Source organism: Kitasatospora sp. NPDC002227 (assembly GCF_040296285.1).
Classification (GTDB): domain Bacteria; phylum Actinomycetota; class Actinomycetes; order Streptomycetales; family Streptomycetaceae; genus Kitasatospora.
In genome coordinates this window covers 180774-202420 of sequence record NZ_JBEOWY010000002.1, presented here as the reverse complement: position 1 = coordinate 202420, position 21647 = coordinate 180774, and the positions used below count along the sequence as shown (strand labels likewise).

The 21647-nt window shown below is 73.4% G+C and carries 24 protein-coding genes; 13 read left to right on the top strand and 11 right to left on the bottom strand.

Annotated features, from left to right (window positions below):
- Positions 1-118 precede the first annotated feature (118 nt).
- Complete coding sequence (locus tag ABT095_RS02805) at positions 119-790, top strand: DUF1707 SHOCT-like domain-containing protein (RefSeq protein WP_350527609.1); 672 nt, start codon at positions 119-121, stop codon at positions 788-790.
- A gap of 277 nt (positions 791-1067) precedes the next feature.
- Positions 1068-1460, top strand: coding sequence for a WhiB family transcriptional regulator (locus ABT095_RS02800; RefSeq protein ID WP_350527441.1), 393 nt, complete (start codon positions 1068-1070; stop codon positions 1458-1460).
- A 209-nt stretch (positions 1461-1669) separates the two neighbouring features.
- Here ABT095_RS02800 and glpX read toward each other — a convergent pair whose 3' ends face one another.
- Positions 1670-2722, bottom strand: coding sequence for a class II fructose-bisphosphatase (gene glpX, locus ABT095_RS02795; protein ID WP_350527440.1), 1053 nt, complete (start codon positions 2720-2722; stop codon positions 1670-1672).
- Positions 2723-2920: 198 nt separating this feature from the next.
- Here glpX and ABT095_RS02790 point away from each other — a divergent pair, with 198 nt between their 5' ends.
- Positions 2921-3463, top strand: coding sequence for a DUF4245 domain-containing protein (locus ABT095_RS02790; RefSeq protein ID WP_350527439.1), 543 nt, complete (start codon positions 2921-2923; stop codon positions 3461-3463).
- Positions 3464-3554: 91 nt separating this feature from the next.
- Here ABT095_RS02790 and ABT095_RS02785 read toward each other — a convergent pair whose 3' ends face one another.
- The gene (locus tag ABT095_RS02785) at positions 3555-4166 is read right to left on the bottom strand and encodes a malonic semialdehyde reductase (RefSeq protein WP_350527438.1); all 612 of its coding nucleotides are present in this window, start codon (positions 4164-4166) and stop codon (positions 3555-3557) included.
- A gap of 146 nt (positions 4167-4312) precedes the next feature.
- Positions 4313-4546, bottom strand: coding sequence for an exodeoxyribonuclease VII small subunit (locus ABT095_RS02780; protein ID WP_350527437.1), 234 nt, complete (start codon positions 4544-4546; stop codon positions 4313-4315).
- Positions 4547-4618: 72 nt separating this feature from the next.
- Here ABT095_RS02780 and ABT095_RS02775 point away from each other — a divergent pair, with 72 nt between their 5' ends.
- The 3 genes from ABT095_RS02775 to ABT095_RS02765 are packed head-to-tail and all read left to right on the top strand — an operon-like array spanning position 4619 to position 8601.
- On the top strand, positions 4619-5128 hold the full coding sequence (locus ABT095_RS02775; RefSeq protein ID WP_350527436.1) for a GNAT family N-acetyltransferase: 510 nt from the start codon (positions 4619-4621) through the stop codon (positions 5126-5128).
- Between the two features lie 9 nt (positions 5129-5137).
- Positions 5138-6877, top strand: a complete 1740-nt coding sequence (locus ABT095_RS02770) for an ABC transporter transmembrane domain-containing protein (RefSeq protein WP_350527435.1) — start codon at positions 5138-5140, stop codon at positions 6875-6877.
- Entirely contained in the window at positions 6874-8601 is a 1728-nt protein-coding gene (locus ABT095_RS02765) for an ABC transporter ATP-binding protein (protein WP_350527434.1), read from the top strand. Before ABT095_RS02770 ends, ABT095_RS02765 begins: the two co-directional genes overlap by 4 nt.
- A 47-nt stretch (positions 8602-8648) precedes the next feature.
- Here the strand turns inward: ABT095_RS02765 and xseA are convergent, their stop codons facing one another.
- Positions 8649-9860 carry an exodeoxyribonuclease VII large subunit gene (gene xseA, locus ABT095_RS02760; protein WP_350527433.1) on the bottom strand — a complete coding sequence of 404 codons (1212 nt, stop codon included), beginning with the start codon at positions 9858-9860 and terminating at the stop codon, positions 8649-8651.
- 318 nt (positions 9861-10178) lie between these two features.
- On the opposite strand from xseA, the gene ABT095_RS02755 reads away from it, so the two are divergent.
- Together ABT095_RS02755 and ppgK are read left to right on the top strand one after the other, a co-directional pair.
- The gene (locus ABT095_RS02755; RefSeq protein WP_350527432.1) at positions 10179-11162 is read left to right on the top strand and encodes a 4-hydroxy-3-methylbut-2-enyl diphosphate reductase; all 984 of its coding nucleotides are present in this window, start codon (positions 10179-10181) and stop codon (positions 11160-11162) included.
- Between the two features lie 125 nt (positions 11163-11287).
- Positions 11288-12034 carry a polyphosphate--glucose phosphotransferase gene (ppgK, locus tag ABT095_RS02750; protein ID WP_350527431.1) on the top strand — a complete coding sequence of 249 codons (747 nt, stop codon included), beginning with the start codon at positions 11288-11290 and terminating at the stop codon, positions 12032-12034.
- A 9-nt stretch (positions 12035-12043) separates the two neighbouring features.
- Here ppgK and ABT095_RS02745 read toward each other — a convergent pair whose 3' ends face one another.
- The gene (locus ABT095_RS02745; protein ID WP_350527430.1) at positions 12044-12652 is read right to left on the bottom strand and encodes a DUF6542 domain-containing protein; all 609 of its coding nucleotides are present in this window, start codon (positions 12650-12652) and stop codon (positions 12044-12046) included.
- Positions 12653-12817: 165 nt separating this feature from the next.
- On the opposite strand from ABT095_RS02745, the gene ABT095_RS02740 reads away from it, so the two are divergent.
- Both ABT095_RS02740 and ychF read left to right on the top strand, forming a co-directional pair.
- Positions 12818-13207 (top strand): VOC family protein, encoded by a 390-nt coding sequence (locus tag ABT095_RS02740; RefSeq protein WP_350527429.1) that lies wholly within the window; start codon positions 12818-12820, stop codon positions 13205-13207.
- Positions 13208-13297: 90 nt separating this feature from the next.
- Positions 13298-14371, top strand: coding sequence for a redox-regulated ATPase YchF (ychF, locus tag ABT095_RS02735; protein ID WP_350527428.1), 1074 nt, complete (start codon positions 13298-13300; stop codon positions 14369-14371).
- 84 nt (positions 14372-14455) lie between these two features.
- Here ychF and ABT095_RS02730 read toward each other — a convergent pair whose 3' ends face one another.
- The 3 genes from ABT095_RS02730 to ABT095_RS02720 all read right to left on the bottom strand — a co-directional run bounded on the left by ABT095_RS02730 (position 14456) and on the right by ABT095_RS02720 (position 17175).
- Complete coding sequence (locus ABT095_RS02730) at positions 14456-14734, bottom strand: peptidoglycan-binding domain-containing protein (protein ID WP_350527427.1); 279 nt, start codon at positions 14732-14734, stop codon at positions 14456-14458.
- 119 nt (positions 14735-14853) lie between these two features.
- Positions 14854-15579 carry an alpha/beta fold hydrolase gene (locus tag ABT095_RS02725; protein WP_350527426.1) on the bottom strand — a complete coding sequence of 242 codons (726 nt, stop codon included), beginning with the start codon at positions 15577-15579 and terminating at the stop codon, positions 14854-14856.
- Between the two features lie 93 nt (positions 15580-15672).
- Positions 15673-17175, bottom strand: a complete 1503-nt coding sequence (locus tag ABT095_RS02720) for an MFS transporter (RefSeq protein WP_350527425.1) — start codon at positions 17173-17175, stop codon at positions 15673-15675.
- 125 nt (positions 17176-17300) lie between these two features.
- Between ABT095_RS02720 and ABT095_RS02715 the strand changes: the two genes are divergently transcribed.
- Positions 17301-18020 (top strand): TetR/AcrR family transcriptional regulator C-terminal domain-containing protein, encoded by a 720-nt coding sequence (locus ABT095_RS02715; protein ID WP_350527424.1) that lies wholly within the window; start codon positions 17301-17303, stop codon positions 18018-18020.
- On the opposite strand, the gene ABT095_RS02710 is transcribed toward ABT095_RS02715, so the two are convergent.
- The 3 genes from ABT095_RS02710 to ABT095_RS02700 form a co-directional block, all read right to left on the bottom strand.
- The gene (locus ABT095_RS02710; RefSeq protein WP_350527423.1) at positions 18017-18466 is read right to left on the bottom strand and encodes a deaminase; all 450 of its coding nucleotides are present in this window, start codon (positions 18464-18466) and stop codon (positions 18017-18019) included. The genes ABT095_RS02715 and ABT095_RS02710 overlap by 4 nt on opposite strands.
- Positions 18463-19149 (bottom strand): RibD family protein, encoded by a 687-nt coding sequence (locus ABT095_RS02705; RefSeq protein ID WP_350527422.1) that lies wholly within the window; start codon positions 19147-19149, stop codon positions 18463-18465. The genes ABT095_RS02710 and ABT095_RS02705 overlap by 4 nt, the downstream gene beginning before the upstream one ends.
- Positions 19150-19298: 149 nt before the next feature.
- Positions 19299-19880 carry a pyridoxamine 5'-phosphate oxidase family protein gene (locus tag ABT095_RS02700; RefSeq protein ID WP_350527421.1) on the bottom strand — a complete coding sequence of 194 codons (582 nt, stop codon included), beginning with the start codon at positions 19878-19880 and terminating at the stop codon, positions 19299-19301.
- 139 nt (positions 19881-20019) lie between these two features.
- On the opposite strand from ABT095_RS02700, the gene ABT095_RS02695 reads away from it, so the two are divergent.
- Together ABT095_RS02695 and ABT095_RS02690 are read left to right on the top strand one after the other, a co-directional pair.
- On the top strand, positions 20020-20832 hold the full coding sequence (locus ABT095_RS02695) for a methyltransferase domain-containing protein (RefSeq protein WP_350527420.1): 813 nt from the start codon (positions 20020-20022) through the stop codon (positions 20830-20832).
- Positions 20833-21000: 168 nt separating this feature from the next.
- A complete protein-coding gene (locus ABT095_RS02690) occupies positions 21001-21552 on the top strand; it encodes an NUDIX domain-containing protein (protein WP_502884802.1) in 552 nt (183 codons plus the stop codon).
- Positions 21553-21647 lie beyond the last annotated feature (95 nt).

The window sequence follows — 21647 nt, the reverse complement described above, 5'->3', positions numbered from 1 at the left end:
GGCGAACTCCCGTTCGGACGGTGCCCCCGGTGACTACGCTTGGGCCGTGGAGAACACGCCGTCACAGGATGACCAGAGCCCGCAGGACGGCCAGTCCGTCCCCGACAGCCCCGTCCCGATGCGCAAGGCCGAGCCCGCGGCCGTGCCGGCGGCCGGCCCGGTCGCCGAGGCCGAGCTGCGCGCCTCGGACGCCGACCGCGAGCGGATCGCCGAACTGCTGCGCGACGCCTACGCCGAGGGCCGCCTCACCGTGGAGGAGCACTCCGAGCGGATCGAGGCCGCCTACAGCGCCCGTACCCTCGGCGAGCTGGTCCCGCTGACCAGGGACCTGCCGACCCACCGCCCGATCTCGATGGAGAAGCCGGCCCTGGCCCCCGCTCCGGCCCCCGCGCCGCTGCCCCCGGCCCGGACCGAGGCGCCCACCGCCGTCGCCGTCTTCGGTGGCGCGAGCCGGAAGGGCCGCTTCCGGGTCGGCTCCCACCTGCGCGCCGTGGCCGTCTTCGGCGGGGTCGAGATCGACCTCTCCGACGCGGTCTTCGAATCCCCCGAGGTGGTCATCGAGGTGATCGCCGTCTTCGGCGGCGTCGACATCAAGGTGCCCGAGAACGTCACCCTGCTGGGCACCGGCGCCGGGGTGTTCGGCGGCTTCGACGTCAAGGAGCAGGTCTCGGCCGACCCGTACGCTCCGGTGGTGCGGATCAAGGGCGCGGCCGTCTTCGGCGGGGTGGACGCCAAGCCGCGCCGGGGCAAGAAGCTCAAGGAGTGGGTGCGCAAGCAGCTGGGTGAGTAGGCCCGCCATGGCGGCCCGGCGAAGCCGGACATACCGTCAACTTCCGGATGGGCACTCGCTCCTGGGGTGAGTGCACTCCGTAGTCGGCCCCTTGCGGTGTGCATGAATCGCGCTACGGCGGGGTAGTTCCTGTCGCACATCGTTTCTTGTACGGCTGTGCCCCCGGAGGCAGCCGACGCCGGGGAGGTCGAGGCCGCCCGGGGTCGCGGCGCGGGGCGCGCGGGGGGCCGGGCAGAGGCGAGCCTTCCCCCGAGTCGAGTCTCGTCAGGAGTAAGCCGTGCTGCATCCGATCGAGTCCAGCGCCCGCACCGCTGTTGTTGCGGTGCGGCGCCCGCCCGCTCCCCAGGCGGGCGCCGTGGCGCAGCAGCTCGACCATCTGGACGACAATCCCTGGCACACCGGCGCGGCCTGCCGCCGGGACGAAGCGGGGCTGTTCTTCGCCCCCTCCAAGGAGCCGACCGCCGCGCGGCTGGCCCGGGAGGAGCAGGCCAAGCAGGTCTGCGCCCGCTGCCCCGTGCTCCTGGAGTGCCGCGAGCACGCCCTCCTGCAGCCCGAGCCCTACGGCGTCTGGGGCGGCCTCACCGCCGCCGAGCGCCGCGTGGTCCTCGCCCGGCGCCGCCGCCGCGAGACCGAGATCCGCGTACCGGCTGCCCGCCGGATAGCCGGCTAGTTGCACTATCTGGGGGCGCGGGGCCCTGCTTGATCAACTGCGTGCGCGAGGTCGGAAGAAGCCGACCTGCCAGGTCTCGCTATGAGCCAGTTGCAAAACCCAGGGGCGCGAGGAACTGCGCGAAGCGGTAGGCCGCAGGCCGGATCCTTCCGCATGCGCGCAGTTCCCCGCGCCCCTGGACAGTGCAACCGCGCCTTGGCGCGGACGGCTCAGTTGGCGCGGTCGAAGTCGATCGCGCTGTACGCCCGCAGCTTGGCGAGCTTGTGGGTGGAGTCGATCTGGCGGATCGTGCCGCTCTTGGAGCGCATGACCAGCGAGCTGGTGGTGGCGGTCTCCTGGCGGTAGCGGACCCCGCGCAGCAGCTCGCCGTCGGTGATGCCGGTGGCGACGAAGAAGACGTTCTCGCCGCTGACCAGGTCGTCGGTGAGGAGCACGCGGTCCAGGTCGTGGCCGGCGTCGATCGCCTTCTGGCGCTCGGCGTCGTCCTTGGGCCACAGGCGGCCCTGGATCACGCCGCCCATGCACTTCATCGCGCAGGCGGCGATGATGCCCTCCGGCGTGCCGCCGACGCCGAGCAGCAGGTCGATGCCGGTGCCCTCGCGGGCCGCCATGATCGCACCGGCCACGTCACCGTCGGAGATGAACTTGATCCGGGCACCGGCCTCGCGGACCTCGCGGGCCAGCTTCTCGTGGCGGGGGCGGTCCAGGATCATCACGGTGACGTCCTCGACGGCACTGCCCTTGGCCTTGGCGACCCGGCGGATGTTGACGGCCGGGGGAGCGGTGATGTCGACGAACTCGGCGGCCTCGGGGCCGCAGACCAGCTTGTCCATGTAGAACACGGCGCTCGGGTCGAACATGGTGCCCCGGTCGGCCACGGCCAGCACGGCGACGGCGTTGGCCATGCCCTTGGCGGTCAGCGTGGTGCCGTCCACCGGGTCCACGGCGACGTCGCACTCGGCGCCGGTGCCGTCGCCGACCCGCTCGCCGTTGTAGAGCATCGGGGCTTCGTCCTTCTCGCCCTCGCCGATGACGACGATGCCGTTCATCGAGACGGTCGAGACGAGCGTGCGCATGGCCTTCACGGCCGCGCCGTCGGCGCCGTTCTTGTCACCGCGGCCGACCCAGCGGCCGGCCGCCATCGCGGCGGCCTCGGTGACGCGGACGAGCTCCAGCGCCAGGTTGCGGTCCGGTGCCTCGGGGGCGACCTCAAGGGCGCTCGGAAGGTGGTGCGGGAACTGCGGGGCGTGCGGGGCGGTCATCGTCGATACCTCTCTGTACGCGACGGCCAGTGAGCGCCCGACTACTGCCTGGGTCGAACGCCGTGCTGAGGGTCATGCGATCGTATCTGCCCTTGAGATGACTGTCTGTGGCGCGTGTCCCCCTCACCTGCGATTGTGATCCGTTATGCGCCGTTTCACCCCTCCACCGGGACCCCGGGTGTCGGCTTCCCGACAGCGATGGGTCACCATGGACGGGTGGCAGGCAACAGCAGCAAGAGAGGCCGGCAGACCGTACGGGACATGATCCTGTCGATGCTGGCGGTGGGCGCCGTGGGCGCCGGTGCGTACGTGCTCATCCCGCACGACACCAAGGGCGACCGCATCCTCCCGATCGACTACTCCTCCTCGCTGGCCTCGGCCCGGCGGGCGGCGCCGTACCAGCTGCTCGGCCCGGCCGATCTCCCGGCGGGCTGGAAGGCGACCTCGGTCGAGTACAAGAAGGACCCGGCGGGCCACGCGGTCTGGCACCTGGGCTTCGAGACCCCGAGCAGGCAGTACGCCGCGATCGAGCAGAGCGACGGCGCCCGGGCCGACGTGCTGAAGGCCACCGTGCCCGGCGGCCAGGCCGACGGCGAGTCCAAGCTCGGCGCCCAGGACTGGCAGCGCCTGCAGGGCGAGCGCTACCGCGCGCTGACCGTCCAGACCGGCAAGGCCACCACGGTGGTCACCGGCACCGCGAGCTACGACGAGCTCGGCGTGCTGGCGCAGTCGCTGAAGTAGGCCGCTCGGGGGCGGCCCGGTGGGGCAGCCCCGGTCGGGCACGCGAAAAGGGAGGCCCCGGGCGGGGCCTCCCTTTCGTCGTTCGGCGGGCTCAGACGGAGGTGACGACCTCGTCGTAGGCCAGGCGCTCGCCGCGGGGGTAGAACGCACCCTCGGCCGGCTTGCCGATGTTGACCACGGCCAGCACCGAGTGCTTGCCCTCGCCGAAGAAGTCCTTGGTCAGGGCCTCGGCGTTGTAGCCGGCCATCGGGCCCGCGGCCAGGCCGGCGGCGCGGATGCCGAGGAAGAAGTACGCCGCCTGCAGGGTGGCGTTCATCTGCGCGGAGCCGACGCGGGCCTCGTCGTTGGCGGCGAACATGTCCTTCGCGGTCGGGTAGACCGGGAACAGGCGCGGCAGGTGCTCGTGGAACTCGTGGTCCGCGGCGAGGATGGCGGTCAGCGGGGCGGCGGCGGTCTTGGCCTTGTTGCCGTCGTTCATGTGGCCGACCAGGCGCTCCTTGGCCTCCGGGGTGCGGACCAGCACGATGCGCAGCGGCGACTGGTTCATGGCGGTCGGGGCGTACTTCACCAGGTCGTAGATGGCCTGGATCTGCTCGTCGCTGACCGGCTCGTCGGTGAAGGCGTGGGCGGTGTGGGCCTCGCGGAAGAGGAGGTCCTGAGCGGCGGCGTCGAGGGCGAAGAGCTCGGTGGCAACGGTGGTCATGATCAGGCGTACCTCGGTGTGTGAAGCGTCACGGAACGGCGAAAGGCGCGCCGTTCTACGGGTTCAACAGTAGGTGAAGCTTCAACTATTCCGCAATTCGAGTGAGCCGCGTCACACTTCTGTTTGAATCGAGGGCCGGTCGTACCTCAGCCGGCCTCCGCCACCTGCCCGGCCTCCTCGGCGGCCAGCGCCGCGTCCAGCCGGGCCCGGGCCCCGTCCAGCCAGCGCTGGCAGACCTTCGCCAGCTGCTCGCCGCGCTCCCACAGCGCGAGCGACTCCTCCAGCGGCACCCCGCCGGCCTCCAGCTGCCGCACCACGTCCAGCAGCGCGTCCCGCGCCTGCTCGTACCCGAGGCTGTCGTCCTGCTGCTGCTCCGTCATACCGCCCAGCCTAGGGGCTGGCGCCCACAAACCAGGTGTGCGGCATCGGGGGCTCCCGCTACCCTCCCGGCCATGATCACCGTGCGCCTGGCGACCCCCGACGACGCCCCCGAGCTGGTCCGGCTCCGGGCCCTGATGTTCGCGGCGATGGCCGTGGCCGACGGCCGGGAGCCCGAGCCCGAAGGGCCCGCCGAGTGGCACGCGGTGGCCGAGCGCGAGCTGCGCGGGCGCCTGGCGGCCGCGCCCGTCACCATGCCGGCCTTCGTGGTCGACGACCCGGGCCGCCCCGGCCGCCTCGCCTCCTGCGCCGTCGGCACCCTCGAGCGCCGCCTCCCGGCCCCGGGCCACCCCGACGGCCTGTTCGGCTTCGTCTTCAACATCAGCACCGACCCCGGCCACCGCCGCCACGGCTACGCCCGCGCCTGCACCGAGGCCCTGCTCGCCTGGTTCGACGCCCACCGCGCCACCCGGATCGACCTGCACGCCACCACCGACGGCCAGGACCTCTACCGCAGCCTCGGCTTCCACGAGCACTCCGTCGCCCTCTCCCGGACCCGGCTCCACCAAGCCGCCGAAAGCTAAGGTGCGACGGTGCACGAATCGAACGCCGATCCGGGAACGCCGGACATCCGCAGTGCGGTCCGCTTCCTGGTCTGGCTGACCGGCAGGCAGCGGCGCCGGGTGGCCACCGGGGCCGCGCTGAGCATCACCTGGATGCTGATGCTCACCCTGCAGCCGTACCTGCTGTCCCGGGCCGTCAACGACGGACTCTCGGCCGGCCGGCCCCGCGTGCTGCTCGCCTGGACCGCCGGGATCCTGGTGGCCGGCCTGCTCAACGCCGGGATCAGCATGCTGCGCCACCGCACCATGACCAGGCTGCGGATGGACGCCACCTTCCGCACCGTCCGGGTGGTGAACCGGCAGTCCGTCCGGCTCGGCGCGGCGCTGCCCCGGCTGGTCACCTCCGGCGAGGTGGTCACCATCGGGATCGGCGACGTCGGCCAGATCGCCCGCACGCTGACCTTCGTCGGTCCCGGCATCGGCTCGCTGGTCGCGATCGGCACGGTGGCCGTCCTGCTGCTGTCCGTCTCCCCGCTGCTCGCCGCCGTCGTGCTGATCGGTGTGCCGTTGATGACGGTGCTGGTCGGGCCGCTGCTCGGCCGCCTGCGGGGCGCGGAGTCCCGCTACCGCGACCGGCAGGGCCGGCTCGCCGCCCGGTTCGAGGACATGGCGGGCGGGCTGCGGGTGCTGAACGGCCTGGGCGGCAAGGAGACCTACGCCGAGCGCTACCGGAGCGACTCGCAGGGCCTGCGGGCCGACGGCTACCGGGTCGGCGCCGTCACCAGCTGGCTGCAGTCCTTCGGGGTCGGCCTGCCCACGCTCTTCCTCGCCGCCGTGACCTGGCTGGCCGCCCGCCTCGCCGCCTCCGGCGACATCTCGGTGGGTGAGCTGGTCGCGGTCTACGGCTACGTGGCGGTGCTGGTCTTCCCCGTGCAGTTCCTGGTCGAGAGCGGGCAGGACATCAGCCGCGGGCTGGTCGCCGCCGCCCGGGTGGTCCGCTTCCTCTCGCTCGACCCGGGCACCCGGCCGGACGGCGCCGAGGCACCCGCCGAGCCCGCCGTGCTGCGCGACCCGGAGTCCGGCGTCGAGGTGCACCCCGGCCGGCTGACGGTGCTGGCCTGCGCCCGGCCGCAGGACGCGGCCGCCGTGGTCGACCGGCTCGGCCGGTTCGCCCCGACCACCGCCGAGTGGGGCACCGAGCGGCTCGACGCCCTCGCCCTGTCCGCCGTCCGGGGCGGGATCCTGGTCGCGGACAACGAGGCCGCCCTGTTCGCGGGCCCGCTGCGCGAGGTGCTCTCCGGCCGCCACCGGCCCGAGGACCAGGCCCTGCTCACCGCCCTGGAGGCCGCCGCCGCCCTCGACGTCCTGCGCCAACTGCCGGACGGCCTGGACTCCCCGATCGAGGCGGACGGCCGGAACCTCTCCGGCGGCCAGCGCCAGCGCCTGCGGCTGGCCCGCGCGCTGGCGGCCGACCCCGAGGTGCTGCTGGCCGTCGAACCGACCTCCGCCGTCGACTCGCACACCGAGGCCGCGATGGCCGCCGGCCTGCGCCGCGCCCGGGCCGGGCGGACCACCCTGGTCACCGGCGTCTCGCCGCTCCTGCTCGACCAGGCCGACACCGTGCAGTACCTGGTCGACGGCAAGGTCGCCGCCACCGGCCGCCACCGCGACCTGCTCCGCGACCACCCCGGGTACCTCGCCCTGGTCTCCCGCGCCGAGGCCGAGGAGACCGCCGTCCCGGCCCCCCGTACCGAGGAGACCGTCCGATGAGTGCCCTCCTCCCCGTCGCCGGGCCCGCCGCCGTCCGTCGCGCCACCCTGGCGGCGGTCCGCCGGGACGTCCGGGGCTTCACCGCCCTGATCGCCCTCAATGCGCTGGCCGCCCTGGCCGGGCTGGCCGGCCCCTGGCTGCTCGGCCGGATCATCGACGAGGTCAAGCACGGCGCCGGCACCCACACCGTCGACCGGCTGGCATTGGCCATCGTGGTCGGCGCGCTCGCCCAGCTGCTGCTCGCCCGGCAGGCCCGGTACGTCGCCCACCGGTTCGGGGAGCGCACCTCGGCGCGGATCCGCGAGCAGTTCGCCGACCGCGCCCTGGCCCTGCCCCCGACCACCGTCGAACGGGCCGGGACGGGCGACCTGACCACCCGCGGCACCACCGACGTCGCCGCCGTCGGCACCGCGCTGCGGGACGCCGCCCCGGACGTGTTCGTCGCCCTGGTCCAGATCGTCTTCGTGCTCGGCGCGATCTTCGCCGTCCAGCCGCTGCTCGGCGCCTGCGGGACGGTCGGGATGGTCGGGATCTGGTCCGGCGCCCGCTGGTACCTGCGCCGGGCCCGCCCCGGCTACCTCGCCGAGGGCGCCGCCAACTCCGCGTTGGCCGAAGTCCTCGCCGCCAACGCCGCCGGCGCCCGGACGGTCGAGGCGCTCGGCCTGCAGGAGCGCCGGATCGCGGCCGGCGAGGCCGCCGTCGAGGAGTGCCGCCGCACCCGCGAGCGGACGCTGTTCCTGCGCAACGTCTTCTTCCCGATCGTCAGCTCCTCCTACACCGTCCCGGTGGTGGTGGTCCTGCTGACCGGCGGCCTGCTGCACGCGCACGGCATGGTCACCCTCGGGGAGGCCGTGGCCGCCGCGCTGTTCGTCCGCCAGCTGGAGCCGCCGTTCGACACCATCGTGATCTGGATCGACCAGCTGCAGAGCAGCGGCGCCGCCTTCGCCCGGGTCGAGGGGCTGGCCGAGGCCCCGCGGATCCCCTCGGCCCGCGGCGCCGCTCCGGCGGACGACCGGATCGAGGTGTCCGGCGTCCGCTACGCCTACGACGGCCGGGAGGACGTCCTGCACGGGGTGGACCTGACGGTCCGTCCGGGCGAGCGGCTGGCCGTGGTCGGCCCGTCCGGCTCGGGCAAGACCACCCTCGGCCGGCTGCTGGCCGGCATGGACGAGCCGCGGACCGGCACGGTGACGGTCGGCGGTGTCCCGATCGCCGGGCTCGACCCGGAGCAGCTGCGGCGCCAGGTCGTCCTGGTCACCCAGGAGCACCACGTCTTCCTCGGCACCCTGCGGGACAACCTGCAGATCGCCGCACCGGGCGCCGCCGACCCCGAGCTGCTCGCCGCCCTGGCCGCCGTCGGCTGGTCGCACGAGCTCACCGACGGCCTGGAGACCGAACTCGGCGCCGGCGGCCACCGGCTGGACGGCGCCCAGGCCCAGCAGCTCGCCCTGGCCCGGGTCGTCCTGGCCGACCCGCACACGGTGATCCTGGACGAGGCCACCGCACTGCTCGACCCGACGGTGGCCCGCCACACCGAGCGCGCCCTGGCAGCCGTCCTGGCGGGCCGCAGCGTCATCGCGATCGCCCACCGCCTGCACACCGCCCACGACGCCGACCGCGTCGCCGTGATGGAGAACGGCCGCCTCACCGAGGTCGGCCCGCACCAGGAGCTGGTCGCGGCCGGCGGCCCGTACGCGGCGCTCTGGGAGTCCTGGAACCGGTAGGTCTGTCTGACGGTGTCTCTCGGCAGCGGGCCCGCCTGCCGAAGGCGTCAGCCCTCCCGGACGGTCACCCCGAAGCCGCCCTCGGCGACCCGGGCGTGCAGCTGCTCGCCCGGGGTGACCTGGGCCGCGTCCGTCACCACGTGGCCGTCGGCCCGCTGCAGGACGGCGTAGCCGCGCTCCAGAGTGGCCAGCGGGGAGAGGGCGACCACCCGGGCCAGGGTGTGGCCGAGGTCGGACTCGGCGGCGTCCAGGCGGTGGCCGAGGCAGCGGCGGGAGCGTTCGAGCAGGGAATCGATCTCCCCGGCCGGCCCGTCCACCAACCGGTGCGGAGCGGCCAGGACCGGGCGGCTGCGGACGCTCGCCAGCCCCGCCAGCTCCCGCTCGACCCGGCCGAAGACCTGCCGCCGGGCCCGGTCGCGCAGCTGCCGGACCCGGGCCAGCTCCTCGCCGACGTCCGGCACCACCCGCTTCGCGGCGTCGGTCGGCGTCGAGGCCCGCAGATCGGCGACGAAGTCGAGCAGCGGCTGGTCGGGCTCGTGCCCGATCGCGCTGACCACCGGGGTCCGGGCCTCGGCCACCGCGCGGACCAGGCTCTCGTCGGAGAACGGCAGCAAGTCCTCCACACTGCCGCCGCCCCGGGCCACGACGATCACGTCCACCTCGGGGTGCTCGTCCAGCTCCCGCACCGCGGCGGTGACCTGGCCGACGGCGTTCACCCCCTGGACGGCGACGTTGCGCACCTCGAACCGGACGGCCGGCCAGCGCCGCCGCGCGTTCTCCAGCACGTCCCGCTCGGCCGCGCTGCCCCGGCCGGTGACCAGGCCGATGCAGTGCGGCAGGAAGGGCAGCGGCTTCTTGCGGGCCTCGGCGAACAGGCCCTCCTCGGCGAGCCGCCGCTTGAGGTGCTCCAGCCGGGCCAGCAGCTCGCCGAGGCCGACCAGCCGGATCTCGGAGGCGCGCAGCGAGAGCGTGCCGCGCGCCGCGTACCACTCCGGTTTGGCGTGCACCAGGATGCGCGAGCCCTCCTTCACGCCCTCCGCGACCCGGTCGTACACCGCGCGGAAGCAGGTGACGGTGAGCGAGACGTCCCGCTCCGGATCCCGCAGGGTCAGGAAGACCACCCCGGCCCCCGGCCGCCGGTTCAGCTGGGTGATCTGCCCCTCGACCCAGACCTCGCCCAGCCGGTCGATCCACCCCCCGATCAGTGCGGAGACCTTCGCGACCGGGATCGGTGCCTCGGGAGAGCTGCTGTTCGCCATGCCCCTGAGGGTAGGGCCTGGCTGACAATCCCCGCCGGGTCCGGCCCGCCCGGCACGCGCCCCCAGCCTTCGGCCGGGAGGTGACCCCTTCGCCGCACGGCCGGAACGCCCAAGTAGCTCCGCTACGAGGGCGTTCCTGCGGCACGCCGATAGCACGCACCGAACGACCCGGCCTGATCCGACGGGGATTGTCAGCCAGGCCCTATCGGCCGCCCCCGACGCGGCGCGGACCGTCCGCTCGTGGTCGAGCCTGACCGCTTCAGGCCGATCGTGTCCGAATCGCCGGGCGCGTCGGAGCGGCCCCGCCCCGCCCGTACCATGGGAGCCATGTCCACCACCGCACAGCGCCGCGTCCTGCTCGCCGCCCCCCGGGGTTACTGCGCCGGGGTCGACCGCGCCGTCATCGCCGTGGAGAAGGCCCTGGAGCAGTACGGGGCCCCGATCTACGTCCGCAAGCAGATCGTCCACAACAAGTACGTCGTGCAGACCCTGGAGAAGCAGGGCGCGATCTTCGTCGACGAGACGGAGGAGGTGCCCGAGGGCTCGATCGTGGTCTTCTCGGCGCACGGTGTCGCCCCCGCCGTCCACGACGAGGCCAAGGCGGGCAAGCTCGCCACCATCGACGCGACCTGCCCCCTGGTGACCAAGGTGCACAAGGAGGCCGTCCGGTTCGCCGACGAGGACTACGACATCCTGCTGGTGGGCCACGAGGGCCACGAGGAGGTCGTCGGCACGATGGGCGAGGCGCCGGAGCGGATCCACCTGGTGGACGGCCCGGAGGACGTGGCCAACGTGCGGGTCCGGGACGAGAGCAAGGTCGTCTGGCTCTCCCAGACCACCCTCTCGGTGGACGAGACCATGGCCACCGTCGGCGAGCTCAAGAAGCGCTTCCCGCTGCTGACCAGCCCCCCGAGCGACGACATCTGCTACGCGACCCAGAACCGCCAGGTGGTGGTCAAGCAGATCGCCCCGCAGACCGATCTGCTGATCGTGGTCGGCTCCAAGAACTCCTCCAACTCCGTCCGCCTGGTCGAGGTCGGCCTGGAGTACGGGGCCAAGGCGGCCCACCTGGTCGACTTCGCCGACGAGATCGACGAGAGCTGGCTGGAGGGCGTCACCACCGTCGGCCTCACCAGCGGTGCCTCGGTGCCCGAGATCCTGGTCCAGGGCGTGCTGGCCTTCCTGGCCGAGCGCGGCTTCGCGGACGTGGAGACGGTCAAGACCGCCGAGGAGCACCTGATCTTCTCGCTGCCCAAGGAGCTGCGCCGCGACCTGCGCGCCGAGGCGGCCGGCAAGCTCTGACCCGACCGCGGTCGAAAGCGCGAGCGGCCCGCGGGCCGCTCGCGCTTTCTGCTGTTCGGGGAGCGGCCCGGCCCGTCCCCTCGTACCTTTGTGCACAGGCTGTGGACAGAGGAGGGCGCGGGACCGTGAGCGGAGCGAAGGCACTCTTCGGGGTGGACATCGGCGGCTCGGGCATCAAGGGCGCGCCGGTGGACGTGGAGCGCGGCGCCCTGCTCCAGGAGCGGCACAAGGTGCTGACCCCGCAGCCGGCCTCGCCCGAGTCGGTGGTGGCCGCCGTCCGCGAGGTGGTCCGGCACTTCGACCACCGGGGGCCGGTCGGCCTCACCTTCCCCGGGGTGGTGGTCGGCGGGCACACCCGGACGGCCGCCAATGTGGACAAGGGCTGGATCGGCCTCGACGCCGCCGGGCTGTTCCGCGAGGCGCTCGACCTGCCCGCCGTGGTGCTCAACGACGCGGACGCGGCCGGGATCGCGGAGATGACGCACGGCGCGGGCCAGGGCCGTGCGGGTGTCGTGCTCGTCCTCACCTTCGGCACCGGCATCGGCAGCGCGCTCTTCACCGACGGCCGGCTCGTCCCCAACACCGAGCTGGGCCACCTCGAGCTGCGCGGCAAGGACGCCGAGCGGCGGGCCTCCTCCGCCGCGCGGGAGCGCCACGAGCTCAGCTGGCCGCAGTGGGCCGGGCGGGTGGACGAGTACCTCGACCTGGTCGAGGGGCTGTTCTCGCCGCAGCTGATCGTGATCGGCGGCGGGGTGAGCCGCAAGCACGAGAAGTTCCTGCCGCTGCTCAAGGCCCGCGAGGCCGAGATCGTCCCGGCGCTGCTGCGCAACGACGCGGGGATCGTGGGCGCGGCCATGGCGGCCGGGGCCTGACGCCCGCCGTCAGCCGCTGTTCCTGCTCCGCCGGAACCGCCGCTGGGCGACGAACCGGGCCGCGACGATCACCGCCGCCAGCGCCGTCCCGGTGAACAGCCAGCCGGCCCGGGTCGCCAGCCCGCTCGCCAGCGCCACCACCTGCGCGGTGACCCCGGAGGCGGACACCGGGCCGAGCAGCAGCAGGGCCACCGCGAAGGCGATCGGCCCGCTGATCGGCGCGGCCGGCAGATCGGCGAGCCGGACCCGGACGGCGGCCTGGAAGCAGACCACCAGGTAGCCCAGGCCGAACAGCACCCCGAGCCCGTCGAACAGCAGCCGGTCCACCGCCGCCGCCGCCAGCGTGCCGCCGAGCGCGAGCACGCCCGTACCGACCGCGGTGAGCCGGGCCGGCCGCCCGCTCCGGCGGCGCTCCCGCCCGGCCGCACCCAGCGCCGACGGCAGCCGCAGCCGCAATCGCAGCCGTGCGGCGGGCACCCGGGCCCCGGCCGGCCGGGGCGGGCCGGCCGCTCCCGGTTCGGGGGGCGCGGCGGGCCCCGGCACGGCGGCGGCCCCGCCGGTGCCCGGCGGCCGGCGGCGTCTGGGCCCGGGCGGTTGGGTACGGATGCTCTGCTCCACCCACCCAACGTACGGTCCGATCATCGCCACACTGTGTAATGGCCGCATTCGGCCGAGCCCGTGTCTCCGAACGGAGCACCACGCCACCCGGACGGACCACCGGTGGCGTACGATCCGACCGTCCGACGACCCGTCAAGTACGCCTTGCCCGACCGAGGAGCGCCGATGACCGAGCACCCCTCCGTCAGCTTCGCCCGGCTCCACCACGTCCAGCTGGACATCCCGGCGGGGGCGGAGGACCGCTGCCGCGAGTTCTGGGGCGGCGTGCTCGGCCTGGCCGAGCTGACCAAGCCGCCCGTACTGGCCGCGCGCGGCGGCTGCTGGTTCGGCGGCGGCGGGGTGGAGGTCCACCTGGGCGTCGTCCCCGAGTTCGCCCCCTCGCCCAAGGCGCACCCGGGCATCCTGGTCGACGGCCTCGACGCCCTGGCCGAGCGCCTCACCGCCCACGGCCTCCCGGTGACCTGGGACGACAACTTCCCCGGGTACCGCCGCTTCCACTCCGCCGACCCCTTCGGCAACCGGCTGGAGTTCCTGGAGCCCGCCCCCGCCGCCTGACCCGTGAGCCCGTGGCCGCTGCCCGTAGACTGGGTGGCCGGCCCGTACGGTGCCGCATTCGACTCCTCCAAGCCCACGGGACTGCGCTTCATGTCGCTCACGATCGGAATCGTCGGCCTGCCGAACGTCGGCAAGTCGACCCTGTTCAACGCCCTGACCAAGAACGACGTGCTGGCGGCCAACTACCCGTTCGCCACCATCGAGCCGAACGTCGGCGTCGTCGGCGTGCCGGATGCCCGGCTCAACAAGCTCGCCGAGATCTTCGGCTCGCAGCGCATCCTCCCGGCCACCGTCGACTTCGTCGACATCGCGGGCATCGTCCGCGGCGCCAGCGTGGGTGAGGGCCTGGGCAACAAGTTCCTCGCGAACATCCGTGAGTCGGATGCGATCTGCCAGGTCATCCGGGCCTTCGTCGACCCGGACGTGGTGCACGTCGACGGCAAGGTCTCGCCCAAGGACGACATCGAGACCATCAACACCGAGCTGATCCTCGCCGACCTCCAGTCGATCGAGAAGGTCATCCCGCGGCTCCAGAAGGAGGCCCGCCTCAAGAAGGAGTCCGCGGCCACGCTGGCCGCCGCCGAGGCCGCCCAGAAGATCCTGGAGAGCGGCAAGACCCTCTTCGAGGTCGGCTTCGACGCCGCCTCCGTCCGCGAGCTGCACCTGCTCACCACCAAGCCCTTCCTCTACGTCTTCAACGTGGACGAGGACGAGCTGGTCGACGAGGCCTTCAAGGACGAGCAGCGCGCCCTGGTCGCCCCGGCCGAGGCCATCTTCCTGAACGCCAAGATCGAGTCCGAGCTGATCGGCATGGACGAGGACGAGGCCCTCGAGCTCCTCCAGTCGATGGGCCAGGAGGAGACCGGCATGGCCACCCTCGGCCGCGTCGGCTACGAGACCCTGGGCCTCCAGAGCTACCTCACCGCCGGTCCGAAGGAAGCCCGCGCCTGGACCATCAAGAAGGGCGCCACCGCCCCCGAGGCCGCCGGTGTCATCCACACCGACTTCCAGAAGGGCTTCATCAAGGCCGAGATCATCTCCTTCGACGACCTGGTCGCCACCGGCTCCATCGCCGAGGCCCGCTCGAAGGGCAAGGCCCGCATCGAGGGCAAGGAGTACATCATGCAGGACGGCGACGTGGTGGAGTTCCGCTTCAACGTCTGACGCGTCCCGCGCGACGAGGCCGTCCGACCCGCTGCAAGGCGGGTCGGACGGCCTCTCGGGTTTTCCGGTGGAATTGCGTGCTGCTCAGCAGGCGAATCCCGGAGAGTTGGACCAGAACGTCAGGAACGACCAGGTCTGGGCGCCGATGATGCCGTCGACCGTGATTTTGGCGCACACCTGGAACCGTCGCGTCGCGGCGTCAGTGATGGGGCCGAATTCGCCGTCCACCAGCAGTTTGTCCCCCGTCAGGGAGGAATTGAGGTAGCACTGCGCCTGCTTGACCGCATCCCCCGAGGCCCCCTGCTTGATGGTCGGACGGGCTTCGGTGAAGTTGCAGATCTGGGTCGGCTGGGTGTCGGTCACCTTCGGAATTCCTTTGCAATTCGCATACGAATGTACTGGCTGGGTCTCCTGGGCATTCCCAGGGAAGCACAGGTCGTAGCGGGGTGCAGCGCAGGTGGCCCGTCCGGCGTGACGCGTGGTCAGCTGTGGAGCGGGGCGCCTTCGCCGGCGGCGGCCCGGGTGAGGGTCTCGGCGAGGAGGGCGGGGGTGGTGAGCATGGGGAAGTGGCCGGTGGGGAGTTCGAAGTAGGTGGTGGTGGGGGCGGCGAGTTTGGCGAAGCGGGGAGCTCCGGTGGCGTGGAGGGAGCGGGCGACTTCGATGCTGAGACCGTTCTCGAGGCAGAAGACGCCGGTGGTGGGGACGGCGGCCCAGGCGCCGGTCAGGGTGACGGGGTCGGTGACGGTACCGGCCGGCTGTGGGCGGGCGTGGCGGTGGTAGTGGGCCAGCAACTCGCCGGTGACGCCGGTCAGTTCGGCGGGGACGGGGAGCAGTCCGCCCGCCGTCGCGGGCGGCAGGTGGGCGCCGGCGAAGCTGGTGGCCAGCGACTCGCCGTCCTCGGGGGTGCCGGTGTCGACGAGGACGATCCGCTCGACCAGCTCCGGCCGCAGGTCGGCCGCGCCGATCGCGGGGTAGCTGCCGTAGCTGTGGGCCACCAGGACCACCGGCCCCTCCCGGTTGGCCACGGCGGCCACCGCCGCGACGTGGTCCGCGAGCCGGACCTGCCCGGCCGCCGGGCCGGCCTCGGGCTCCAGGCCGGGGAGGGTCACCGGCACCGCCCGGTGCCCCCGCGCCGTCAGCTCCTCGGCCACCGCGTCCCAGGCCCAGCCACCCATCCAGAGCCCGGGCACCAGCAGGAACGTCGTCATCGCAGACCTCTTCTCAGGGAAGGGGCGCCGGTGCGCCGCCGGAGCAGAAGGTAGGACCTCCCCCAGGGGGAGAATCCAGCCCGGGAGGCCGGGTTAGGCGGCGAGGTCGTGCGGGGCGGGCTTCGCGGCGGGCCGGTCGTCGCGCATGACCAGGGCGGCCAGCACGGCGGCGGCCAGGACACCGATCGCGCTGATGGTGAAGGTGGTGCTCATCGCGGAGGTGAAGGCGGCCCGGGCGGAGTGGACCAGGCCGGGGTCGCCGTGGGCGGCGGCGAGGGCGGCGCCGATCGAGTGCCGGGCCGCGGCGGGGGTGCCGGCGGGCAGCTCGTGGGTGAAGCGGCCGGCCAGCAGCGAGCCGAGGATGGCGATGCCCAGGGCGGTACCGGCCTGCTGGACGGTGTCGTTGAGAGCGGATCCGACCCCCGCCCGCTCGGCGGGGATGGTGCCCATCAGGGCGCCGACCGCGGCCGGCATGGCGAGCCCGGCGCCGAGGCCGAGCAGGCCGAGGGCGACGGCCGGGCGGGTGAAGCCGCCGTCCACCGGGACGGTGGTGAGCAGGCCGAAGGAGGCGGACATCACGAGCATGCCGCCGAGCACCAGGTACCGGTGGCCGAACCGGGGGTTGAGGGCGGCCCCGGCGCTGTTGCCGATCAGCGCGGCGACGGCCAGCGGCACGAAGGCGAGCCCGGCCTTGACCGGCGAGTACCCGAGCACCGACTGCAGGTACTGGGTGAGCACCAGCAGCAGGCCGCCGTTGCCGATCTGCACCAGCGTCAGGGAGAGCGAGCCGCCGGTGAAGTTGCGGTGGCGGAAGAGCGCCAGCGGGACCATCGGCGCGTCGGTCACGTGCTCCCAGAGCACGAAGCCGCCGAGGGCGAGCACGGCGACGGCGAGGGTGAGGGCGGCGTGGCCGCCGAGGGCGCCGTGCTGCGGGAGCTCGATGATCCACCAGATCAGCGCCGTCATGCCGGTGGCGGAGAGCACCGCGCCCAGCGGGTCGGCCTTCTGCCACGGGCCCTTGGACTCGGGCATCAGGGTGCGCCCGGCCAGCACGGCGAGGGCCACCACGGGGACGTTGACCAGGAAGATCGCGTGCCAGGAGAGGTGGTCGATCAGCACTCCGCCGAGCACGGGGCTGCCGACCAGGCCGAGCATCGAGACCGAGCCCCAGGCCGCCATCGCCTTGCCGCGCTCGTCCTCCTCGAAGACGGTGATCAGGATCGACAGGGTCGAGGGCATGATCAGCGCACCGCCGACCCCCATCGCGACCCGGGCGGCGATCACCTCACCGGGCGAGGCCGCGAGGCTGGCGGCCAGTGAGGCGGCGCCGAACAGCAGCAGCCCGACGATCATCACCCGCCGCCGGCCGAACCGGTCGCCGAGGCTTCCGGAGGTGAGCAGCAGCCCGGCGAAGACCAGGACGTAGGAGTCGAGGATCCACTGGGTGTCCTGCGTGGTGGCACGCAGGTCGGCGGTCATCGAGGGCACGGCCACGGTGAGGGCCATGCTGTCGACCACCAGCACCAGGGTGCTCAGGCAGAGCACCAGGAGGATCCACCACCGGCGGGGGTTGCGGGCTGTCGGGCGGGCTTCCATCAGAGTTCCTTCCGGGGTGCGCACACTGTTCCTGCGATGCGAACACTGTACGCAGCTGCGTACAGTGTTCGCAATGCCGAGGCGATGTACGCTCGGTGCGAACGCTGTACGCAGAGGAGGAGCCGATGGCAGCCGAGACCCCCGCGATCCCGTCCGTCTGGGCCCGCCCGCAGCGCGAGGCCGAGCAGCCGGTGCTGAGCCGGGAGGCCATCGTGCGCGAGGCGGTCGCGATGCTGGACGCGGACGGCGTCGAGGCGCTGAGCATGCGCAAGCTCGGGGCCCGGCTGAACGCCGGGGCGACTTCGCTCTACCGGCACATCGCGACCAAGGACGAGCTGATGGAGCTCGCGGTGGACGAGGTGATCGCGGAGATCTGCGTGCCGGCGCTGGTCGGCGACGACTGGCGGGCGGCGGTGACCGAGGCGGCCGGGGGCTTCCGGGCGACGGCGCTGCGGCACCCGTGGCTGTCGGCGGTCCTCGGGCAGGCCGGGCTGGCCTACCTGGGGCCCAATCTGATGGCGTTCTCGGAGCGGCTGGCCACGCTGTTCGCGGACGCGGGCTTCCCGGAGCCCAGCCGGGCGATCGACGCGGTGCTGGCGTTCGTCCTCGGGATGAGCGTCACCGAGGCGGCCTGGCTGAGCACGGTCGCCCGCGCCGGGGAGACCGAGACCGAGTTCGTGGCCCGCCTGATGCCCGCCGCCCGCGAGGCCGTGTCCGGCCACCAGCACCTCACCGAGGCGTACGCCGCCCAGCAGGCCCCCGACCCGGCCGAGATCCGGGAGGCCAAGTTCGCCTACGGCCTGGCGGTCGTCCTCGACGGCCTGGCACTGCGGCTCCCGCGCTAGCGCTCGAGCAGGTGCGCGTTGACCGCGCGCGCCTCGGCGGCCAGCTCGGGGAGCTCGACCACCTCGATGCCGGCGGCCGTGAGCAGGGCCGTGCCCTGACAGGCGGTGACGAAGAGGTCCGGCTCCCGCCAGGCGACCACCACGCGGGGGATGCCCGCCGCGATGATCAGCTCGGCGCAGGTGCGGGGGCGCGAGGCGCGCTGCCCACAGGGTTCGAGGGAGCTGTAGATGGTCGCGGTGCGCAGCCGCGGATCGTCGGCGGCGAGCTTGCCGAGGGCGGCCTCCTCGGCGTGGTTGTGGCCGTCCACCTCGCGGCTGTACCCCTCGGCGAGCACCGAGCCGTCCGCGCCGACGATCACCGCGCCCACCGAGAAGGCGGTCTCCGAGGGCGGGCAGCGCCGGGAGAGCTCGACGGCCCTGGTCAGCCGCAGCAGGTCGGTGGTCACGGGGCGGACTCCTTGGGGGCGTACCGGAGCAGGACGACGTCCCCCACAGTACGTGCCCCGAGCAGCCGCATCCGGCGCCCCGGCCCGCCGGGGAAGGCGGCGGGCCCGACGAAGCGCGGCGCCGCCGCCTGGCCGACCAGCAGCGGCGCGACGGCCAGCTGCAGCTCGTCCGCCAGCCCCTCGGCGAGGAACTGGGTGTGCACCCCGCTGCCGCCCTCGACCATCAGCCGGCCGACGCCCCGCCGGCCCAGCTCGTCCAGCACCGCCGCCGGGGCGACCCGCTCGCCCAGCCCCACCACCTCGGCGAGCCCCGCCAGCCGCTCCCGCAGCCCGGGGGCGGCGGCCGCTGTGGTGAACACCAGCTTCGCGCCCCCGGTGTGCCAGAACTTCAGCCCGGCGTCGAGCTCCCCGCTCGCGCTGAGCGTGACCTTGAGCGGGTACTCCGGCCGGCCCTCGGCCACCCGGGCGGCCCGGCGGGCGGCGGAGTTGACCAGCAGCCGGGGGTTGTCCACCCGCAGGGTGTTGCCGCCGACCAGCAGGGCGTCGCAGGAGGCCCGCACCTCGTCGACCCGGTCGAAGTCCTCGGCGTTGGAGAGCAGCAGCCGCTCGGGCGAGGCGTCGTCGAGGTAGCCGTCCACCGACACGGCGGCGCTGAGCAGGACGTACGGTCGGCGGATCGCCACGGCGAGAGGTCCGATCTGACGGGAGGACGGGAGGTCGGGAGGACGGGAGGACGGGGAAGGACGGGGGAGGGGCCGTCAGTCACCGTACGCTCCCGCAGGGCACTGTCCGCCCACCCGCGGCGCGGGTGCCGTCCGTGGCCGGCGGCCGGTCAGGTGCGCGGCGCCAGCGGCAGGGGCAGGGCCGGCAGGCCGTCGATGCTGGTGCCGATGAGCTCCTTGCCCTCGCAGTAGGCGGAGAAGTTCTCCTCGCCCTTGCGCTCGAAGTACTCGGCGTGCAGCGTGCGTTCCTCGCGGTAGTCCATGAACGGCACGGCGTAGCCGCAGGAGTCGCTGACCCGCTCCACCCGTACCAGGATCACCGCCCGGAGCCCGGCGCCGTCCACCGACGGATCGAAGTGGGCCAGCAGGGTGTCGAAGCGCGGGTCGTCCCGGAAGACGGCCTCGCCCCGGCCGTGCACCCGCACGATGTTCGGCGGACCGTCGAAGGCGCACCACATCAGGGTGATCCGCCCGTTCTCCCGCAGGTGGGCGATGGTCTCGGCGGTACTGCCGCCGAAGTCCAGGTAGGCCACGGTGAGTTCGTCCAGCACCACCAGGGTGCCGGCCCGGCCCTTGGGGGAGAGGTTGACGTGGCCGTCCTCGGCGAGCGGTGCGGTGGCGGTGAAGAAGAGGGGCTGGGCCTCGATGAACGTCCGCAGGCGGCCCTCGATGCGTTCGTAAGTCTTTCCCATGGCCCAAGTCTTTCGTGGAACCGGGTGGTCAGGGGAGGGCAAACAGCTGTCGTATTGCATTGTGAGACAGATCTTCTTGAGAAGTGAGACAGTATCTACTCTCGGAGCGTCGGGCCGAGTGCCCAGGAGGGGAGTCGTCATGACCGAGCATCAGGCCGTCTACACCCACGGCCACCAGGAGCCGGTGCTGCGTTCGCACCGCTCGCGCACCGCCGCCGACTCGGCGGCCTACCTGCTGCCCGAACTGCGGCCGGGCCAGGCCCTGTTGGACGTGGGCTGCGGCCCCGGCACGATCACCGCCGACCTGGCCGAGGCGGTCGGCCCCACCGGGCGGGTGGTCGCGGTGGACAGGTCGGCCGAGGTGCTGGCCCAGGCCGCCGAGTACGCGGCCGGGCGCGGGCTGTCGAACATCGTCTTCGAGGTTGCCGACATCCAGGAACTGCCTTACCAAGACGGCGAGTTCGACGTGGTCCATGCGCACCAGGTGCTGCAGCACGTGGCCGATCCGGTGCGGGGGCTGCGCGAGCTGTGCCGGGTGACGGCCCCGGGCGGGGTGGTCGGGGTGCGGGACGCGGACTACGCGGCGATGGCCTGGTACCCCGAACTGCCGGAGCTGGACGACTGGTCGGCGCTGTACCGGCGGATCGCCCGGCACAACGGCGGCGAGCCGGACGCCGGGCGGCGGCTGTCGGCCTGGGCGAGGGCGGTCGGCTGCCGCGAAGCCGTGGCGAGCACCGGCACCTGGACGTACGCGACCCCGGAGCGGCGCGCCTGGTGGGCGGGCCTGTGGGCCGACCGCACGGTCGCCACCGCCACCGCCCGCACGGCCCTCGCCGAGGGCTTCGCCACCGAGGCGGAGCTGGCCGCGATCGCCGCGGGCTGGCACCGCTGGGCGGCCGACCCGGACGGCTGGTTCGCCGTCCTGCACGGTGAACTCTTGCTGCGCCCGTAGCCGCCTGCCATTCACCAAGTCTTCACGCTCCCTACCGCCAGTCCACACCTCCCGGAAACAAGCCGCGTACCTGTCAGTGGCGACCGGCCGGTAACGTACCGGCGCATCGGGCCCGGCCCGTCCCCCACCGGGCCGGGCCTGCCACCCCTTTGCCACTACGGTCGAGGCATGACGACCACGCACCGGGTGATGCGCCAGGACGACAACGGCAACCGATTCCTGCTCGCCAAGGGCCTCACGCGGCCCGCCGCCGAGGCGCTCGCCGAGGAGTACGAGGCCCGCGGCCACAAGCAGCTCTACTGGGTCGAGGCGGAAGAGGCCCCCAGGTACGTCGTGGGCGGTGCGCTCGTGCACGGCGGCCGGGTGCTGGCCGCCCGCCGCAGTGCGCCGCCCGCGGTGGCGGGCCGGTGGGAGTTCCCCGGCGGCAAGGCCGAGCCGGGGGAGAGCCAGGAGCAGGCGCTGGAGCGCGAGCTGCTCGAGGAGCTGGGGGTGCGGGCCCGGGCGCTCGCCCCGCTGCCCGGCGGCTGGGAGGTCCGGCCCGGGCTCGAACTGCGGCTGTGGACGGCCGAGCTGCTCGACGGCGAGCCCGAACCGCTGCAGGACCACTCCGAGCTGCGCTGGCTGGGCCCGGACGAGCTCGACCAGGTCGACTGGCTGGAGCACGACCGTGAGGCGCTCCCGCACGTCGAGCAGCTGCTCCGGAGGCGCAGCACGACTTAGCCCAGGTAGGTCAATCGGAAAAGATGACCCGAAATGCCGGGATATCCGGCGAATCACCGGGGTATGTCACTGTTCGACAGTAATCGTCACCTTCG

What these genes read in the sequence shown, in the direction of transcription:
- ABT095_RS02805 (WP_350527609.1), top strand. Translation starts at nt 119, where the DNA reads ATGCGCAAGGCCGAGCCCGCGGCCGTGCCGGCGGCCGGCCCGGTCGCC.
- xseA (WP_350527433.1), bottom strand. Translation starts at nt 9,860, where the DNA reads ATGGCGAACAGCAGCTCTCCCGAGGCACCGATCCCGGTCGCGAAGGTC.
- ABT095_RS02695 (WP_350527420.1), top strand. Translation starts at nt 20,020, where the DNA reads ATGACCGAGCATCAGGCCGTCTACACCCACGGCCACCAGGAGCCGGTG.
- ABT095_RS02790 (WP_350527439.1), top strand. Translation starts at nt 2,921, where the DNA reads ATGGGTCACCATGGACGGGTGGCAGGCAACAGCAGCAAGAGAGGCCGG.
- ABT095_RS02715 (WP_350527424.1), top strand. Translation starts at nt 17,301, where the DNA reads ATGGCAGCCGAGACCCCCGCGATCCCGTCCGTCTGGGCCCGCCCGCAG.
- ABT095_RS02720 (WP_350527425.1), bottom strand. Translation starts at nt 17,175, where the DNA reads ATGGAAGCCCGCCCGACAGCCCGCAACCCCCGCCGGTGGTGGATCCTC.
- ABT095_RS02690 (WP_502884802.1), top strand. Translation starts at nt 21,001, where the DNA reads ATGACGACCACGCACCGGGTGATGCGCCAGGACGACAACGGCAACCGA.
- ABT095_RS02740 (WP_350527429.1), top strand. Translation starts at nt 12,818, where the DNA reads ATGACCGAGCACCCCTCCGTCAGCTTCGCCCGGCTCCACCACGTCCAG.
- ABT095_RS02765 (WP_350527434.1), top strand. Translation starts at nt 6,874, where the DNA reads ATGAGTGCCCTCCTCCCCGTCGCCGGGCCCGCCGCCGTCCGTCGCGCC.
- ychF (WP_350527428.1), top strand. Translation starts at nt 13,298, where the DNA reads ATGTCGCTCACGATCGGAATCGTCGGCCTGCCGAACGTCGGCAAGTCG.
- ABT095_RS02700 (WP_350527421.1), bottom strand. Translation starts at nt 19,880, where the DNA reads ATGGGAAAGACTTACGAACGCATCGAGGGCCGCCTGCGGACGTTCATC.
- glpX (WP_350527440.1), bottom strand. Translation starts at nt 2,722, where the DNA reads ATGACCGCCCCGCACGCCCCGCAGTTCCCGCACCACCTTCCGAGCGCC.
- ABT095_RS02780 (WP_350527437.1), bottom strand. Translation starts at nt 4,546, where the DNA reads ATGACGGAGCAGCAGCAGGACGACAGCCTCGGGTACGAGCAGGCGCGG.
- ABT095_RS02785 (WP_350527438.1), bottom strand. Translation starts at nt 4,166, where the DNA reads ATGACCACCGTTGCCACCGAGCTCTTCGCCCTCGACGCCGCCGCTCAG.
- ABT095_RS02725 (WP_350527426.1), bottom strand. Translation starts at nt 15,579, where the DNA reads ATGACGACGTTCCTGCTGGTGCCCGGGCTCTGGATGGGTGGCTGGGCC.
- ABT095_RS02755 (WP_350527432.1), top strand. Translation starts at nt 10,179, where the DNA reads ATGGGAGCCATGTCCACCACCGCACAGCGCCGCGTCCTGCTCGCCGCC.
- ABT095_RS02775 (WP_350527436.1), top strand. Translation starts at nt 4,619, where the DNA reads ATGATCACCGTGCGCCTGGCGACCCCCGACGACGCCCCCGAGCTGGTC.